The 16,812-nt window shown below is 58.0% G+C and carries 15 protein-coding genes; 3 read left to right on the plus strand and 12 right to left on the minus strand.

The window, feature by feature from the left end:
• Positions 1-41 precede the first annotated feature (41 nt).
• Positions 42-1,856, plus strand: a complete 1,815-nt coding sequence (locus tag A0257_12015) for an excinuclease ABC subunit C (protein ID AMR27748.1) — start codon at positions 42-44, stop codon at positions 1,854-1,856.
• 107 nt (positions 1,857-1,963) lie between these two features.
• Here the strand turns inward: A0257_12015 and A0257_12020 are convergent, their stop codons facing one another.
• From A0257_12020 to A0257_12065, 10 genes are all read right to left on the minus strand, one after another.
• Complete coding sequence (locus A0257_12020) at positions 1,964-2,962, minus strand: gliding motility protein GldN (GenBank protein ID AMR27749.1); 999 nt, start codon at positions 2,960-2,962, stop codon at positions 1,964-1,966.
• 35 nt (positions 2,963-2,997) lie between these two features.
• Positions 2,998-4,581 (minus strand): gliding motility protein GldM, encoded by a 1,584-nt coding sequence (locus A0257_12025; protein ID AMR27750.1) that lies wholly within the window; start codon positions 4,579-4,581, stop codon positions 2,998-3,000.
• 52 nt (positions 4,582-4,633) lie between these two features.
• On the minus strand, positions 4,634-5,446 hold the full coding sequence (locus A0257_12030) for a gliding motility protein GldL (GenBank protein ID AMR27751.1): 813 nt from the start codon (positions 5,444-5,446) through the stop codon (positions 4,634-4,636).
• A 77-nt stretch (positions 5,447-5,523) separates the two neighbouring features.
• Entirely contained in the window at positions 5,524-6,540 is a 1,017-nt protein-coding gene (locus A0257_12035) for a gliding motility lipoprotein GldK (GenBank protein ID AMR27752.1), read from the minus strand.
• Positions 6,541-6,781: 241 nt separating this feature from the next.
• Positions 6,782-7,780 (minus strand): hypothetical protein, encoded by a 999-nt coding sequence (locus tag A0257_12040; protein AMR27753.1) that lies wholly within the window; start codon positions 7,778-7,780, stop codon positions 6,782-6,784.
• Positions 7,781-7,985: 205 nt separating this feature from the next.
• Positions 7,986-8,771 (minus strand): uroporphyrinogen-III synthase, encoded by a 786-nt coding sequence (locus A0257_12045; protein AMR27754.1) that lies wholly within the window; start codon positions 8,769-8,771, stop codon positions 7,986-7,988.
• 70 nt (positions 8,772-8,841) lie between these two features.
• Complete coding sequence (locus A0257_12050) at positions 8,842-9,993, minus strand: hypothetical protein (GenBank protein ID AMR27755.1); 1,152 nt, start codon at positions 9,991-9,993, stop codon at positions 8,842-8,844.
• 77 nt (positions 9,994-10,070) lie between these two features.
• Complete coding sequence (locus A0257_12055) at positions 10,071-11,087, minus strand: undecaprenyl-phosphate alpha-N-acetylglucosaminyl 1-phosphate transferase (protein AMR29736.1); 1,017 nt, start codon at positions 11,085-11,087, stop codon at positions 10,071-10,073.
• 110 nt (positions 11,088-11,197) lie between these two features.
• Positions 11,198-11,620: a hypothetical protein gene (locus A0257_12060; protein ID AMR27756.1), complete on the minus strand. Its 423-nt coding sequence runs from the start codon at positions 11,618-11,620 to the stop codon at positions 11,198-11,200.
• A gap of 37 nt (positions 11,621-11,657) precedes the next feature.
• Complete coding sequence (locus A0257_12065; protein AMR29737.1) at positions 11,658-12,347, minus strand: lipoyl(octanoyl) transferase; 690 nt, start codon at positions 12,345-12,347, stop codon at positions 11,658-11,660.
• 245 nt (positions 12,348-12,592) lie between these two features.
• On the opposite strand from A0257_12065, the gene A0257_12070 reads away from it, so the two are divergent.
• A complete protein-coding gene (locus A0257_12070) occupies positions 12,593-12,952 on the plus strand; it encodes a hypothetical protein (GenBank protein AMR29738.1) in 360 nt (119 codons plus the stop codon).
• Here A0257_12070 and A0257_12075 read toward each other — a convergent pair.
• Both A0257_12075 and A0257_12080 read right to left on the minus strand, forming a co-directional pair.
• Positions 12,946-14,034, minus strand: a complete 1,089-nt coding sequence (locus A0257_12075; GenBank protein ID AMR27757.1) for a hypothetical protein — start codon at positions 14,032-14,034, stop codon at positions 12,946-12,948. The genes A0257_12070 and A0257_12075 overlap by 7 nt on opposite strands.
• Positions 14,035-14,209: 175 nt before the next feature.
• Positions 14,210-15,028 (minus strand): hypothetical protein, encoded by an 819-nt coding sequence (locus A0257_12080; GenBank protein ID AMR27758.1) that lies wholly within the window; start codon positions 15,026-15,028, stop codon positions 14,210-14,212.
• A gap of 160 nt (positions 15,029-15,188) precedes the next feature.
• On the opposite strand from A0257_12080, the gene A0257_12085 reads away from it, so the two are divergent.
• Positions 15,189-16,571: a magnesium transporter gene (locus tag A0257_12085; GenBank protein AMR27759.1), complete on the plus strand. Its 1,383-nt coding sequence runs from the start codon at positions 15,189-15,191 to the stop codon at positions 16,569-16,571.
• The last annotated feature ends 241 nt before the right edge of the window (positions 16,572-16,812 follow it).

A 16,812-nucleotide genomic window follows, 5' to 3' on the forward strand; every position in this document is an offset into this window, starting at 1 on the left:
CGCGCCGGTCGAATCCGCGCAATCTGCTCAATCTGCGATTTATGGCTGCCAGTGCTCTTCTTCAGGAACAAATCAACCACCTGCCCCACCGCCCCGGCGTGTATAAGTACTATGACGACGAGGGCATTATCTACGTAGGCAAGGCCGTGGACCTGCGCAAGCGCGTGAGCAGCTACTTCACCAAGCAGGACCACAACAAGAAGACCCAGCAGCTGGTCAAGAACATCAAGCGCATCGAATTCACCATTGTGGATTCGGAGTCGGATGCGTTTCTGCTCGAAAATAACCTTATAAAGCAGCACCAGCCCAAGTACAATATTCTGCTCAAGGATGGCAAAACTTACCCCTACCTGCTGCTGACCAAGGAGCGGTTTCCGCGCCTCATCCCGACCCGCAACAAGCAGCCCGGCGACGGCCAGTACTTTGGCCCCTACGCCAACCAGGGCGGCCTCAACGTGCTGCTGGAGCTGATTCGGGCCTTGTATCCGCTGCGCACCTGCACCTATAATCTGAGCCCCGAAAACGTGGCGGCCGGCAAGTTTAAGGTGTGCCTGGAATACCACATCGGCAACTGCAAAGGCCCGTGCGTGGGCCACGAGGACGAGGCTGTTTACGGCCAGTACATTCAGCAGATTCGGCAGATTCTGAACGGCGACCTGCGCTTGCCCAAGCAGTATTTCCGGGACAAGATGACGGCCGCCGCCCAGGAAATGCAGTACGAGCTGGCCCACCAGTTCAAGCAAAAGCTGGACAAGCTGGACGACTTCCAGGCCAAGAGCACCATCGTGAGCGCCACGCTCACCAACATCGACGTGTTCAGCATCGCTTCCAACGAAAAGGCGGCGTTCGTTAACTACCTCAAGGTGATGAACGGCAGCATCATTCTGACGCAAAATCTGGAGCTGACCAAGAAGCTGGATGAGTCGGATGGCGAAGTGCTGGCGCCCCTCATCATGCAGCTGCGCCAGGAATACGCGAGCGAGGCCAGGGAAATTCTTACCAACGTGCCCATCGAGCCCCTACCCCTCCCCGGCGTGGCGGTGGCCCAGCCCCAGATTGGCGACAAGCGCAAGCTGCTGGAACTGAGCATCAAAAACGTGCTCTATGCCCGCAAGGAGAAGGAAAGCATGAACGAAAAGAGTAAGGACGTGAACGAGGTGCGCATCATGGAGCAAATCAAAAAGGACCTGCGCCTGACCGAGCTACCCAAGCACATCGAATGCTTCGACAACTCTAACTTTCAGGGCGACAATCCGGTGGCGGCAATGGTGTGCTTCCGCAACGCCCGCCCGAGCAAGAAGGACTATCGGCATTACCACATCAAAACGGTCATCGGCCCCAACGACTTCGACAGCATGTACGAGGTGGTGCATCGCCGCTACCGCCGCCTCACCGACGAGGGCGCGAGCCTCCCCCAGCTCATCATCGTGGACGGCGGCAAGGGCCAGCTGAGCATGGCCGTGAAGGCGATTAAGGACCTGAATCTCTGGGGCCAGCTAGCCGTTATCGGCATCGCCAAGCGCCTCGAAGAAATCTACGTGCCCAACGACCCCCTACCCCTCTACATCGACAAGAAGAGCGAAAGCCTGCGCCTCTTCCAACGAATGCGCGATGAGGTGCACCGTTTCGGCATCACCTTCCACCGCTCGCTCCGCGACGCGGGCACCCTCAAAACCGAGCTGACCGACGTCAAAGGCCTCGGCCCCGTCACCGCCGATAAGCTCCTGAGCAAGTTCAAGTCCGTCAAAAAAATCAAAGAGCTAACCGAAGCGGAGCTAGTTGCCGAAGTCGGCAAAGCCAAAGCCAAAATTCTGCTCACCTACTTCACCCAACAAGAAATCACTACCCCCCACTAAATAAGTGAAGCCAAAAGAAAAAGGGGTCCCGCGCTAACCAGCACGGGACCCCTTTTTAATCGACTACAAAATCCGTGAAATTCGCTAAAATTCGCGTAATCCGTGATTTAGAAAGACCACAGGCTGTACTCGTACTCAACCAAGTCAGCGGCCGTTTGCTGAGCAGCCAGCAGGCCCTCACGCTCACTGCCGTACTGCGTAGCCAGGTCGTCGCCCGAAGGATTTGACACTTTTACGATGTACGAGTTGAACAGCCACAGTTCAAACGCGTCAGCCAGATTCTTGTGCTGGGCATCGTTCTGCGCGTTAAACCAGATGGCTTGCTGCGGATTGTTGCGGAACACTTTTACCAGGTCCGAATATTTGAACGTGGCAATGTTCTTCTCCAGGCCCGAAGTATTCGTACCCAACGTAGAAGGCAGCTTCAGCGAGATGGTTTTAATCTGGTGATACATCCGCGAACGTTTCTTATCAAATATCATCTCTTCGGTCAACTCCATCTGGTAGATGTCCTTGGGGCGATATTCGGCCGAAGTAGCGGGCGGCGGGGGCGGCGGGGCGGCGGCTACCGTGCTCACCGTGGTATAAATGGTTTTACCCCGGCGGTCTTTCATAATGCGGCCGCTAGCATCCTTCTTAGCTACGCGCTTGGTTGCCGATGGTGTTGACGCGACGGGGGCACCCCAGCCGTCATTGGCCGGAGCTGCTTTCTTGGTGCCCTTGGGAGCCGGGGTGCTGCCCCAGTCGCCACCGTCGGCATCGGGGCTAACGGGCGCTTCTACCGCGTACGACATGTTCGACGACATTTCTTTAGGCGAGAACGTCGAAGTAAGCGAGTCGTTTTTGTAAGGCTGTAACTCGCCGCGCCTTACGGCATCAATAATAACCCGGCTGATTTCGTGACCGTCCGAAAACATCGGGCGGTTTTGCTTTTCACGCAGGTCAATGGCCCGCCAAATAGTTTTGCGGAACATTTGGTCGGAAACCGGAATCTGCCGGATGGCCCCCGTCGAAGCGGTCGAGGTAGCCTGCTCCTGCGCCCGGCCCGCCAACGCGGCCAGCAGGGCCACGGCGGTAATAGGCAGTGCTTTGAAATAGCGGGTCATAATAGATTTTTAAAGCTAACGAATTACTAATTACCTTATTGCAGCGGGATATTGAACGCGCGGGTCATATTCACATCCTTTACTTGGTTTTGGAAGTTCATGCGCTGAACGCTCTGTACTTCGATATACAAGCGGTCACCTTCTTTATAAGCGTTCACCATGTCACTGAAATCACCCTGCGGACCGTTGACAGTCTTAGGGCCGATTACCGGGCGCTTACCACGGGCCAGCACCGCCTGGAAGCGCGAAACGCGATAACGCGCATCTTCCGGCAGGAACGTGAAAAAGCCAGGGTCTGGAATAGCTTTCAATGTCACTGTACGAATGGAAGTACCAGGGGTACCCTGCTTCTCATTTGCTTCGCTACCCCCAACATAGCACTTAATAGTCGGGTTCGGAATTGGGCGTACTTTAAAGACCTGTGACCCAATTGCATTGCCACCGCTGCTCACGTTTAGTGTTACTTCACGAGCGTTAGGCACGAGCGTCACATCACCTTTTTGACCGGTGATAACCTGAGCACCCGAGGCTGAGAAACTAGGCTGATACTGAGCACCAAGAGCAGGTACTTGCACGCTCAGTTTATTGCCACACTCAAAATACAGCGCCTGCACCGAAGCCGACTGAATCTGCATGACGGGCTTGGTTATAGTATAGGGAACCAGCACTTTGAACGTAGTATCGCGGCCGGCCTGGTTGAGACGGATAGTGCCCGTCCACGAGGACTTGGCATTACCAGCTTGGTCGAAGTTGCCGGGACGAGCCGTGAATTCAACTTTACCGTGGCCGTCGGGGCCAACTGCCAGCGACGAGCCGTTGTAAGTCATGCTCGGCTTCAGGTTGGAAGCGCTGGCCGTCAGGAACAGGTCAGCCTTGTACTTGGTGCCGGCGGCTACCGTGTTTGATTCGGCAGAGGCGAAAGCACCCAGCTTATCGAATACGATGGTCTTAGCACCGACCTTTTCAGCCTGCTTTTGCAGAGCGTCGGCTTGGTATTTCAGTACCTCCGTCTCTTTCTGACTCAGTACAGCCAGCGCGGCTACCACGGGGGTATTCTCAAAATTTAGCTCCGCGAAGTTTTTGTGCTTCTGCTCCGAGTTGGGCGCGATACGCGTATCATCCTTTGCATCGAGAGCCAATGGCCGCGCATCAGGCACAAACTGCTTGATGTAGTCCGAGTAGCCGTTCAACTGCTTTTGCAGGGGGTAGGCCAAGCCGTTCTGCTTGCCGCCGAGCATGGTGATAGCCACCTTGTCCTCGGCACTCATATTCTTATAATCGTTGCCACCCTTGGTGTTTTCGGTAGCCTTATAGAGGTTATCACGCACCCCGTTGAGGTAGTCAATAACTTTCTTGGTCTCATCCCGAATTTCCTGGCTCTTTTTGAGCACGGCCACGTCACTAGCTTGATTGCGATTCTTGGCCACGGCTGCTTCAATACCTTTTACCGTATTATCAGCCGCCGTTTCGGTTTTGCCATTGACATCCGTTAGGCTATCGTCAATAAACTTAAATTTCAGCAAGATAGCTGAGTTAACTTGGAGCGCGAGCAGAGCGGTCAGCACGAGATACATCATGCCAATCATCTTCTGCCGCGGGGTTTCATTAGCTGCTGCCATCGATAATTATCCTAATTAGCTACGAGGAATAGAGAGAATAGTCTAGTAGGGACTAGCTGGCAGCACCGGCCCGCATGGCGTTCAGCATGTTGCCGTACACCCGATTGAGCGAAGTGAGGTTGCCGGTGAGGTCGGATACCTGGCCTTGCAGGCTTTCGGTGTCTTTGCCGGTCTGCACCATATTCTCCATCGCCTTGGCCATCATGCCCGAAAACTGGTTCATGGACTTGAGGTGGGTATTGGCGTCTTGCAGCTCCATCTCGTACACCGCGTTCAGCGCGCCCAGGTTCTTGGTCACGGTCTGCACCTGCATGTGGTATTCCTTGGCATCGTTGGTAGCCCCCGAGAGCGACGTAACCGCCTCTACCGTGTTAGAGTAAGCCTTGTTGATGCCGTCAAGTGAGTTGGCGGCCGTGCGCACTTTCTGCGTGTATTCGTCCGTGGCGTTGGTAGCATCGCCAAGCTGACCGAGCTGCGCGGTGGTGGCACTGAGGCGGTTCAGGCCCTGGCCCAGGTTGGTGAGGGCTTCGGGGGTAACGTTAGCGTTTTTCAGCATGTCGTCCAGCTTGCCGGTCAGGCCATTGGGCTGGGGAGCGCTGTCGCGGAAGCGATTGTCGTTGGTTGAAGGGTCGTAGCCCTCGCTCAACTCCGGGTAAACCAGTGCCCAGTCGTGGTCGGACTGGTGAGGCTGGAAAGCACTGAGGAAGAAGATAACGGCCTCGGTTCCGAGACCTACCATTAGCATAGTATCAGCACCTTTCCAGTGCAGGATTTTGAATAGAGCACCGATAATAACAACTGCTGCGCCAATGCCATATACTTTCGGCATTACGTCGTCATAGAGGAAATTTTTCTTGCGAGCCATATTGAATTAAGCTAACTAGCTATGTTAAAAAAGTTAAGAAAGAGAAAAAGGATGAATTGGAAGACTATGATGGATTGTTAGTTCAGGCGACGGTTGGTACCCATGCCGATTTGAATCATGGAGCAGCGGAAGCCAATATAAGAGCGGGCCGAATCCTGGTATTCGAAGTTGCGCGTGCCGGTTTCCAGGTAATACTGAATATCCTTCCATGAACCGCCGCGCACTACTTTGCGAGGTTCGTTATCATCCGAGTTAGTGGGGTTCAGGTCCCACACTATCGGCACGGAAGCTTCCATGTAGGCATCATCGCACCACTCGCTTACGTTGCCGGCCATGTCGTAGAGCCCAAAGTCATTGGGGAAATAAGAGCCCACTTCGGAAGTATAAGCATAGCCGTCGGAAGCGTAGTCGCCCCGGCCCGGCTTAAAGTTGGCCAGCATGCAGCCTCTCGTATTGCGAACATAAGGACCGCCCCAAGGGAAGGTAGCGCCTTCGCGACCACCGCGAGCGGCGTATTCCCACTCGGCTTCCGATGGCAGGCGGAAGTTGGGGTAGGGAGCTTCGCCCAGCTCTTCGTTGGTGTTGTTCTTGAGCTTCGTGCGCCACGTGCAGAAGTAGCGGGCAGCGAACCAGTCCACCCCTACTACCGGATAGTCGTCGAAAGCCGGGTGTGAGTAATAGTACTCCAGCAACGGGTCACCCATGTGGTAGGTGAAGTCGCGCACCCACACCGTCGTGTCCGGGTAGAGCTCCGTTTTAATGTAGTCTTCGCCCAAAGCCTCTACCGAGTCCTGCATGATTGCGTTGACAAACTGCCGGTACTCGTTATTGGTAATCTCGGTTTCGTCCATATAAAAGCCGGCAATAGTTACCTGCTTATTCATGTTCACCATCGAGGCCGCGATGTCCTGGTCGGTCTGGCCCATGTGGAACGTTCCACCGGGGCAGGGCACCATTCCGAAGGGTACTTCCTGCGGATTGAATATGGGCCGGTCGTCGGTCCCTACTAGGTCGCCTTGGAAGTTTTTAGTAAAACAGCCACCCAGAAGTACCCCCGATAAGGCTAATAGAGGTAATACCAGAAATTTTTTCATAATAAAGAGAAAGAACTAATTTATAATCAGGCAGCGATTGAGGTAAATTGTGTAAGTATTGGCAAATCTACGTTGCACCAAATGGCTGCGCAACACGCTTCTGACATACACACACGCTTATTGGTTCAACCGGGCAAAAAACCTGCTGGACAACCCTAAAAATCCATTCAAAGTCCTATTTAACCACAACTTATCTGCGTAATTAATTTTGTCGTAACAGCAAACGCTGCTTTAAAACCGACTAGAAGCTATAGCGTGGTGTACGAATAGCCGGGCGGGTAAGCAGCACTGCTTTAGGAAGTCGGAGAGAGAAAAGAATTTCGTGGGAGCTGAAGGCACGTGCGGCTTGGTTGAAGGCAATGAAGTCGAAGGCGTAGCCAATGCGGTAGCGGTTATCGGCCCCGAAGGCATAGCCGAGCAGGCCAGATACTGATTCGTCGTAGCGGTAGTTGAGGCCAGCCGAAAATTGGTCATTGTAAGTGGCCCGCGCACCAACTTCGAAGGAGTAGTTGTGCTGATTGTCGTATTTGCTCTTCGTATCGTAGTTGCCTGGTAATACAGCCTTTACCAATAGCATCGGCGTGACCGTAACGCTGGATGAGGCCTCGATATTGTAGCCCGTTGTCAGGTAGGCGTGGTTTTCGCCCAAATACTGGCTGCCTACCCCGGCCGTACCATTGCTTTTGAAGGTATACTCGGAACGCAGCAGGTTATTAAGGCTTAGCCCAGCGTAAAATTTGGGTGCCTCGTACCAGATTCCCGCACCCGCGTCAAACTTATGGTCGGAAGAGTTGGCCGGGATATTAATGTCGTTGGGGTCGATGGCGCGATACGTGCCTTTACCGATGTAGGTGTAAATGCCCTGGATGCCTATGCCCAGCTTACCACTACCCAGCTTGATGTGCTGCGAGTAAGAAAGCGCTGCGTTGGTCATCTTCGTCACGCCCGCCTGGTCGTAGTACACCGCCAGCCCTACCCCCCCGCTAAGGGGTAAGATGGGGATGGAAGCCGATACCATCCCCGTGCGGGGCGAGCCATTATCGTCGCCGAGTGAGTTGCCCAAATTCAGGTATTGATAACGACCAATAACGTTAACCTCCGTTTGCCCCGTAATCCCGGCGTAAGCTGGGTTGAGGTACATGCTGTTGAGGCCATAATGCGTGAACTGCGGCTGTTGCTGCGCCAGGGCAGGCGCGGCGGCGACTGACAGTAGCAGCGCGGCGAGTACTATTCCTTTCATAAGGGCGGCGAAGAAAGGGGGCGAATAAAATGACGGAAAACAGTAGCTGATATCAACAACCTACGTTCAAATGTAACTACTAATTAACCGTCCGAAAGCGCTAGTCGTTCGGGAGAAACGACGGGCGCGCCGATTTAATCGCCCGGCACAAACCTGACGTTCCGTGTTTACCAGCCAGCCTGCTCATCATAGCCACGCGTTGCTGCTAAGCGGCATGCTGCCTAATGTAGGCCTCAATGGCGCCCGTCATGGACGGGGCGTTGGGCATAGGAGCTTCAATATCAAGGATAAGGTTGGCATCACGAACGGCCTTGGCGGTGGTAGGGCCAAAGGCGGCGATGCGGGTTCCATCCTGCAGGAAGTCGGGAAAATTGACGAATAGCGAGCTGATGCCGGAGGGGCTGAAAAAAGCCAGGCAGTCGTACTTAACTTCCGCCAAATCAGACAAATCGCTGGCTACGGTGCGATAAATGACGGCCTCCGTGAATTTCAGGTTGTTGGCCCGCATGAATTCGGGTAGGTCGTCCTTGCGAATGTCGGAGCAGGGGTAGAGAAATTTCTCCCCCTTGTGCTTCTTGATGACATCAAACAGGTCGGCGGCCGTGCGTACCCCCACGAAGAGCTTACGTTTGCGCAGCACGATATACTTCTGGAGATAATTGGCCGTTTGTTCCGAAATGCAGAAATACTTCATCTCGGCGGGCATTTCCAACTTGGCTTCCTGGCAAATGCGAAAGAAATGGTCAACGGCATTACGGCTGGTAAAAATTACCGCCGTATGCTCCAGAATAGCTACCTTATCCTTCCGAAATTCTTTGTAAGGGACTCCCTGCACATCGATAAACTCCCGAAAATCTATGCGAATACCGTATTTCTCAGCCAGTGAGAAGTAGGGTGAAACGTCGTTGGTGGGCGTGGGCTGGGTAACCAGAATGCTACGAATGGGCTGGGCGTGCCGGTCCAGACCCGGCTGTACTGCGCTCTCGGCCATAGAAAAAAGAAAAGGTAATAATAGAACTATAGACCGTGTGACATTTCTTACTTATTGCCTTCGTTCCTGTTCAGATAGCATACGTAAATACGATGAGCTTCAATAAAACAGCCAGGGGCAGTACTTCGGTAGCACAAAGGTACGCGAACAAGTGAAGATTAAGCAGCGATGTGCGCTGGTGCAAAGTTCGGGCCACCCGCAACACCGTGGCCGTGAGCAACAATAGCACACATCCATTGGCCAGTTCAACAACCTGGGGCCAGCGCGCATTCAGCCCCAGATACAGCAGGAGTACCAGGGGCAGCAGCAGGCCCAGCAGCAGAGTGGTGCGCAAAAACTCGCGGTAGTGCACATTGACCAGCGCGCGCAGGTCGAAAATATAGCTAAGCAACTCCACGAGCAGGTATTTGCTCAGCACGAAGGTCAGAATAAGGGCAGTATACAGCGATACGCGGGCTACTATGGCCGACTCACGCACTTTGAGCACCTGCTGCAACAGGGGCAGGCTACTCAGGTCGGTGTGCAGGGCCGTGAGCAGCAGCGACAACGACAGGGCAAAAAGCAGCACCAACACCAAGTTAAGCCAGGTAAAAGCCGGGCGCGCCAAAAAGGCCTGGGGCTCGGTAGAGTTGCCAAACAGCTCATTTACTTGCAGAATGCGCGCCAGGCCAACCGGATTAGTTGCCCGCACCACCCCATAGAGCAGCCCCACCAACAGCAACAGCACCAGCAACGCACTTTCGCCCTGCAGAGGCGGCACCCGCAGCATAACCAGCGCCGGAGTAGCGGCGGGGGCAGCCAAGCTAGCGGCCCGCACGGGGGCCTGCGCTTCGGCACTGAAAGAGCTGAGCGCCGGGTAGCCTTCGCGCTGCCACACTGCCAGCAGGTGCGGCCGCCCGGCCTGAGCGGCCGGAACAGTACGCGCGAGGCCTATTACGTAGCGTCCGCTGGCCTTAGCGGTGAATATGAGTTGATTATCCAGAAAAATGCTCAGCCCGCGAGCCGCCGCGAACGACAGCCGGAAGGGCTGCTGGGGCAGCAGCCGCACCCACTGGTAATAGGTGTGGGCCGGCGCGTGGTAGCCTGGCAAATACAGGATAAGGCGGTTGCCGGCCACGTCGTGCAGCAGCCAGTTGTCGGGGTCCAGGCCGGGGGCGGCGGCGGGGGGTAGGGGATAATATTCGGCGGCGAAGGCACGGGGCACCAGCGCGCTGCTCACCAACCACGCGCTAAGTAGCAGGCCCAGACAGCCCCGCAGAAAAGACAGACGGCCCGCAGTCATGGCAGCAACGGCTTTGGTCAGGACGAGGAGGCCACCTGCCGCCGGGCGGCCCGGCTTTGGTAAACGCCCAAAAACACGCTCAGCAACACCGAAAAAATTACCAGAATTCCTATCAACACGAGATTGCCAAGGAAGAAGAAGTTGATAACGAAGAGAATAACCACAATATTCAGCAGCCCAAGCAGCAGCACGGCGCTGATTTGGGAGAAGCCCATCGCCATAATGCGGTGGTGCACGTGGTTTTTATCGGGCGAGAAGGGCGAGCGGCCGGCCGCCATGCGTAGAATAAACACGCGCAACGTATCGAACAAGGGCACGAAGAGCACGCCCAGCGTCACGGCCGGCGACTCGCTGCCGAAGGGCTGGCCCGTGCGGCTCCCCAGCTCAATAAACTGAATGGCTAGTATCGACACGATGAAGCCACAGACGAGCGAACCCGTGTCGCCCATGAAAATACTGGCCCGGTGGAAGTTATAACGTAAAAAACCTAATATTCCGCCAATGAGACATACCGAAACGAAGGCGTAGTTGCTGAACTCGGGGCCACCGTAGCGGTAGAAATAATAGCCGAAAGTGCCCGCCAGAATCAGCACGATGGTGCCGGCCAGGCCGTCGAGGCCGTCGATGAGGTTGATGGCGTTCGTAATCCCCACAATCATCACAAACGTGAAGCCGTAGCTCACGCCCACCGGCAGCGTATAGATGCCCAAAATGCCCTGGAAGCTGGTTACGCGCACATCGGCCATTATCATGACGACACCCGTGGCCAGCAGCTGGCCCACGAATTTTTTGGCAACCGAGATGGTGACCAAATCGTCTTTCAGGCCCACAAAAAACAGGATAATGCAGCCGGCCAGCAGCTCCTTCACCCCGTTGCTGAGCGGAGCAAAAATGGTGAGCGCCGACATGAAGCCCGCAAAAATCGCTACCCCCCCCAGGCGGGGCGTTAGCGACTGGTGCACCGTGCGGCCATTGGGCGTGTCGAGCAGGTTTTTGAGGTGGGCAATCTGCACGATGGAGGGCACCGCGAACATAGCCACTAAAAGTGCCCACAAAGCGGCCAGGCCCAGGTAAATACTAAAGTGATTCATGAAACAAACAGTGCGGCACAGGCCACGTAAGATAGCACCAGCGCCCCGAAAAGCTAGCCGTGGAGCACGCCCGCCCGGCCCGCCAGCAAGTCGAGCCGGCTCAGATTGGCCACTATGATGGAGTCAGGCACGAAGACAAATTTCTTATCAAAAATCTTGCTATCGCGGTAATAGCTCACCCAATACTGGTTGGTGAGGTGAAAAACGGCCGGGTCAATGAGCTCGACCGGGGTAGCCGAGTGCGGCCCTACCTCCGGAAAATGGTAGCGCAGCGTGGTGGTGCGCACGGCCTCGCCGGTGGGCTGGGTGCCGTAGCCCTCGGAGCTGATGAGGACGGTTTCGAGGCTGAAATCGTTGTGATTAAGCAAATATACCGTCCAGGTTGGCACGCCGGCGGTGCCAGTTGCGGCTTCTTCGTCGGGCACGATGGCGATGGTTATACCTTCTACCGAATCAAAAGAAATATCTTGTTTCATACCTAAAAAACTAATAGCCGGCACAGCACCTATGCAGCTATTGGGCCAAGTGCGCGTCAAATTGGGTGAGCAAGGCGGCCAGCAGGCGCTCCTGCACCTCCTCGACTGGCACAGAATGGCCCAGCTCGGCGGCCAGCGACGTAACGGCCTTGTCGGTAATGCCGCAGGGCACGATGTACCCAAAATAGTGCAGGTCGGTGTTCACGTTGAGGGCCAGGCCGTGCAGCGTTACCCAGCGGCTGCACCGCACGCCCATCGCGCAGATTTTGCGCGGGTTGGCAGCGCCGGTTTCCCAGCCCAGCCACACGCCGGTGAGGCCCGCGATGCGGCCCGCCCGCAGCCCGTAGGTAGCCAGGGTTTGAATAACGGCTTCCTCCAGCGCCCGCAGGTACCAATGGATATCGGGCCGGAAATTTTCGAGGTCGAGCAGGGGGTAGGCCACCAGCTGGCCGGGGCCGTGAAAAGTGATGTCGCCCCCGCGGTTGATGCGGTGAAACGTGGCCCCGTGCGCCGCCAGGGCCGCTTCATCGAGCAGCAGGTGCTCGGGCTTACCGCTTTTGCCCAGCGTGTAGGTGGGCGGGTGCTGGCAAAACAGCAGGTGGTTGGGCGTGGGCTGGGGGGGTAGGCCGGCCGCCCCGGCCTGCCGGTTTTGCGCCTTGATGGCCAGCGTGCTGGTCAATAACTCCTCCTGCAAATCCCAGGTAGGCACGTAGGGCACGAGGCCCAGCCGCTGCACCGCTATGGCCCGCTGGGCAGTGGCTACTGCCGCCGACGGCACCGGAGCCGCTGGCACAACGGGTGCCACACAAGCCGAGTACAAGTCCATAGAGGGGGTAGGAAAAAGCAGGAGCCACTTGGTTGGCCAGCTATACAAAGTTACTTCGCACCGCAGGCTTTAGCTTGCGGGCCGGGCGCGAGGCCCGCCAAAACCACCGGATTGCCGGAAGCTTTCCCCTTATTCCTACCCCCTTTATGCCAACCGACGCGCACGCGCTGGGCTGGGCCGGCGAGGCCGCCGCCGCCGCTCATTACCAGCGGGCGGGCTACGAATTGCTGGCCCAGGGCTACCGCCACGGCCGCGCCGAGATAGACCTGGTGCTGCGCCAGGGCACGGCGCTGCTGGTTTTCGCGGAGGTAAAAACCCGCTCGGGCGGCCAGTTTGGCCCGCCCGAAACGTTTGTTTCGAACCGCAAAAAAGAGCTATTTCGCCTGGCAGCCACGCACTTGCAGGAAGAGCTGGACTGGCGCGGCGACATCCGCTTCGACATCGCGGCCCTCACGCAGCTGCGCGAAGGCTTCCGGGTCGAGGTCTTTGAAGATGCCTTTTACTGAGCCGGCGTGGGCGTGGGCGTGCCAGGAGGGGTAGGCGACACGGCCGGCGGCGTGGCGACGGGCGGGTGGTAGCCGGGGCGGCGGCTTTGGGCCTTGCGCACGGGCGGGCGGGGGGTAGGGACGCCGTGGCTGCCGGGGCGGCGGGCGTCTCTCACGGGCGCGGCGTCGGGGTCGGCGTCGCCGCGCTTGTCGATGTTCTTCTCCTTGTCGAAGATAATGGAGCCGCCGTGGCTGTACTCCCGAATCAGCTCGGGCTCCTCTACTTCGGGCTCGTAGCCGCTCTCGCCGTATTGAAACACGTAGTGCGGGTACTTCTTGTAGTCGCCGAAGTTGGTCCACTCCCCTACCCGGCGGCCGTTCTCGAAGTGGCCGGTCCAGAGGCGGCGGCCGTCGTTGCGAAACAGCGCGTAATCGCCTTCCAGCTTGCCGTTTACGTAGGGCACCACTTCTTTGAGCATGGTTTGGCCCGCGTCGTAGTAGCTGATGTTGGCATCGCGCGGGAAACCCATCTCGTAGTGGATTTTGGTGAGCAGCACGCCTTTTTTGTCGAATTTCTCCCAGCGCAGGTGGCGGGTGCCGTTGGCGAAGTAGCCGGTTTCGAGCACCTGGTTGTTCTGCATCCGCTTATAAGGGCCATGCAGCACTTTATCGGTAGCGGCATCTAACTCACCCACGGCCTTGAAAATCTTGTGCTTTTTGGGGCTGAAATAATATACGGCCGGCGACATCGGGTTGGGCTGCCTGAACGTCTTGAGGTAGTAAAACACCTCAATTGTCTGGTTACGCCCCTTAGGCCCCGACTTCACGACGCCCCTCTTGATGCGGTCACCCAGGAAGACGTTTTTCTTGATGCGCTTTTTGCGCTGGGCGTTCTTTTCGGCATCTTTGGCGGCGCGCTCCTCGGCCTTGGTGAGCACCGCCTTGCGGCCCGCGATGCTAAGCTTGGGTGCGCCTTTGCGGGCGGTGGTCGTCAGGGTATCGCCGGGTGCCCCGAGGCCGGCCACGGCCAGGTCACCGGGCCGCGAGTTGAACGACACCGTTTTGCGGGTGCAGCCCACGGCCAGCAGTGCGAGCCAACCCATCAGCCAAAAGCGAGAACGGAGCAGAAACATAGAATATGTACGGAATTTTAGTCGCCAGCCCAACGCGAATTTAAGCTATTTTGGTGCCTTGGCAGTAGCGCGAACTTTCCAGTTCGTGCGCGAGCGCAGCGAGTAGGCGGCACCGCACCATTTGCCAGATGCGCTCGCGCACGAACTAGAAAGTTCGCGCTACGTCAACCGTGTCGCCAGCCACCAGCAGGCTTACCCGAAAGCCCTGGCCGCCCACGGGCTGGCCGGGGGGTAGGCCCTCGCAGTGGCGGGCGCTGAGCTGGCGGCCATCCACGAGCACCACCGTTTCATCGCCAAATACTTCGGGAGGACGGCCGGGCCGGAAGACCAGGCCCGTTTCTTCGTTCAGGCCCAGACCCAGCAGGTGGGGGTAGGCCAGCACGGCGTGGAGCAAGCGCGGAAAGCGCGCCCGCTCCACGAAGTGCTGGTCGATGAGCAGGCCGGGCAGCACGTCGAGGCCGGGCAGCAGGCTGATGCCGCCGGCCAGCAGGCTGCGCCAGCCCCTACCCCCCACCAGCATTTGGGTGCCGAGGGCGGCCGCGCCGGCGCTGGTGCCGGCCAGCACGAAGCCCGCGTCGTGCTGGCAGCGCTGGCGCAGCACCGCCAGAAACTCGGTGCCCAGCAGGCATTCGGTGAGGCGCTCCTGGTCGCCGCCCGTGAGCAGCAGCAGCGCGGCGTCGCGCAGACGGGCCAGCGTGGCGGGGTCGTCGGCGGGGTGCGCTTCGTCCACCACGAGGTGGCCGACGTGGGAATAGCCCAGCGCGCCCAGCTCGGCGGCGTAGGCGGCGTGGGTGCGGGCCGGGTCGTGGGCGGTGGCCGTGGTCAGCACTTCGAGGGGGGCGGGGGGGGTAGGCAGCAGCCGGGCCAGCTGGGCCAGCAGCGGGGCATCGTGGCCGCCCCCCAGCACCACGATGGTGCCCTGGGGCGAGGGGGTAGCGACGAGCGCAGGGGTGGCGGGAGTCAAAACAACGGGCGGAAGCGGATACAGCCACGAAGTACGCCAAAAATGCCGGGCAGGCCGCCAATAAGCGCCGGGTTCGGGCGTAATTTTGCCCCGTCCCTACCCCCTGCCTAGCGAAACAATCCCTTTTTTCGAAGCCCTTCACCCGGTTTTCCTCCTGCCTATGACCGCGCCCGAAACCTTGGACCAAATTACGACACTGATTCAGGAGGGCGAGTTTTTTAAGTTAAAGAAGCTGCTGCGCTCATTTCAGGCCAGCGAATTGGTGGAGCTGATTGAGAATGAGGACGAGCGCGAGCAGCTCATCATTTTCCGGCTGCTGCCGCTGGAGCTGGCCACCCAGGTTTTTGAGTACCTCGACCTGGAGGTGCAGCGCCACTTTCTCGAAAACCTGGCGCAGGACAAGATGACTGACATTCTCAATGAGATGTCGCCCGACGACCGCACGGCCCTGCTGGAGTTTCTGCCCGCCAACTTCGTGGCCGAGCTGGTGCAGAACCTCTCCGAGCCCGAGCGCCGCGTCACGCTGCAGCTGCTGGGCTACCCCGAGTATTCGGTGGGCCGCCTGATGACGCCCGACTACATCGCCATTCGCGAGAACTGGACCGTGCAGCAGGTGCTCGACTTCGTGCGCCAGCACGGCGGGCAGTCCGAAACCCTGAACATGCTTTACGTCACGGACGCGCGCGGCAAGCTCATCGATGACATCCGCATCCGGGAATTTTTGCTGGCCGCGCCCACCACGCGGGTCCGCGACATCATGGACCAGCGCTTCGTGTCGCTCACGGCTGCCCAGGACCAGGAGGAGGCCATCGATATTTTCCGGCGCAACGACCGCGTGGCGCTACCCGTGGTGAGCCCCGACCAGGGCATTTTGCTCGGCATCGTGACCCTAGACGATATTCTCAGCATTCGGGAGGAGGAAGACACCGAGGACATTCAGAAGTTCGGCGGCTCCGAAGCGTTCGACGAGCCCTACCTCGCTACCCCCCTGTTTCGGCTGGTGCAGAAGCGCGCCGGCTGGCTGGTGGTGCTCTTTCTGGGTGAATTGCTGACGGCCTCGGCCATGCAGTTTTTTGAGGGCGAATTGCAGAAAGCCATCGTGCTGGTGCAGTTTATTCCGCTCATTATCAGCTCGGGGGGCAATTCGGGGTCGCAAGCCACCTCGCTCATCATCCGGGCGATGGCGCTGGGCGAATTTACCTTGGGCGAGTGGTGGCGGGTGCTGCGGCGCGAACTGCTGGGCGGCATCATGCTGGGCCTGATTCTGGGCTGCGTGGGCTTTGCGCGCATCGCCATCTGGCAGAGCATCACGCCCATTTACGGGCCGCATTGGCTGGCGGTGGCCTCCACGGTGGGCGTGGCGCTGGTGGGCATCGTGCTGTGGGGCAGCATCGCGGGCTCCATGCTGCCCCTGATTTTGCGGCGGCTGGGCCTGGACCCGGCCACCTCGTCGGCCCCCTTCGTGGCTACCCTCGTGGACGTGACGGGGCTCATTATCTACTTCACCGTGGCCCTGGTGATGCTGCGCGGCACGCTGCTCTAGCCCGCGAAAAGCAGGTAGAACTACGGGTTTTTTAAACCGCGTACTTCTACGCTAGCACTACTACTCGCTGGGTCGTCCCTTTGCAGCTACAACCGTGGCTTCAGAGTTGGTAAAAGACCTGGCTGAAAAGCCCCTTTGCCAGCGCACGGGGGCTTTTTTATGCCTGCGCTGGTAAATCGCCTATCTCCTTGCGCAGCTTTACGTTGCGTGCCGGCTTCGCAGCTGAATGGGTAAGCCGGCT

The organism is Hymenobacter psoromatis (genome assembly GCA_001596155.1).
Taxonomy (GTDB): domain Bacteria; phylum Bacteroidota; class Bacteroidia; order Cytophagales; family Hymenobacteraceae; genus Hymenobacter.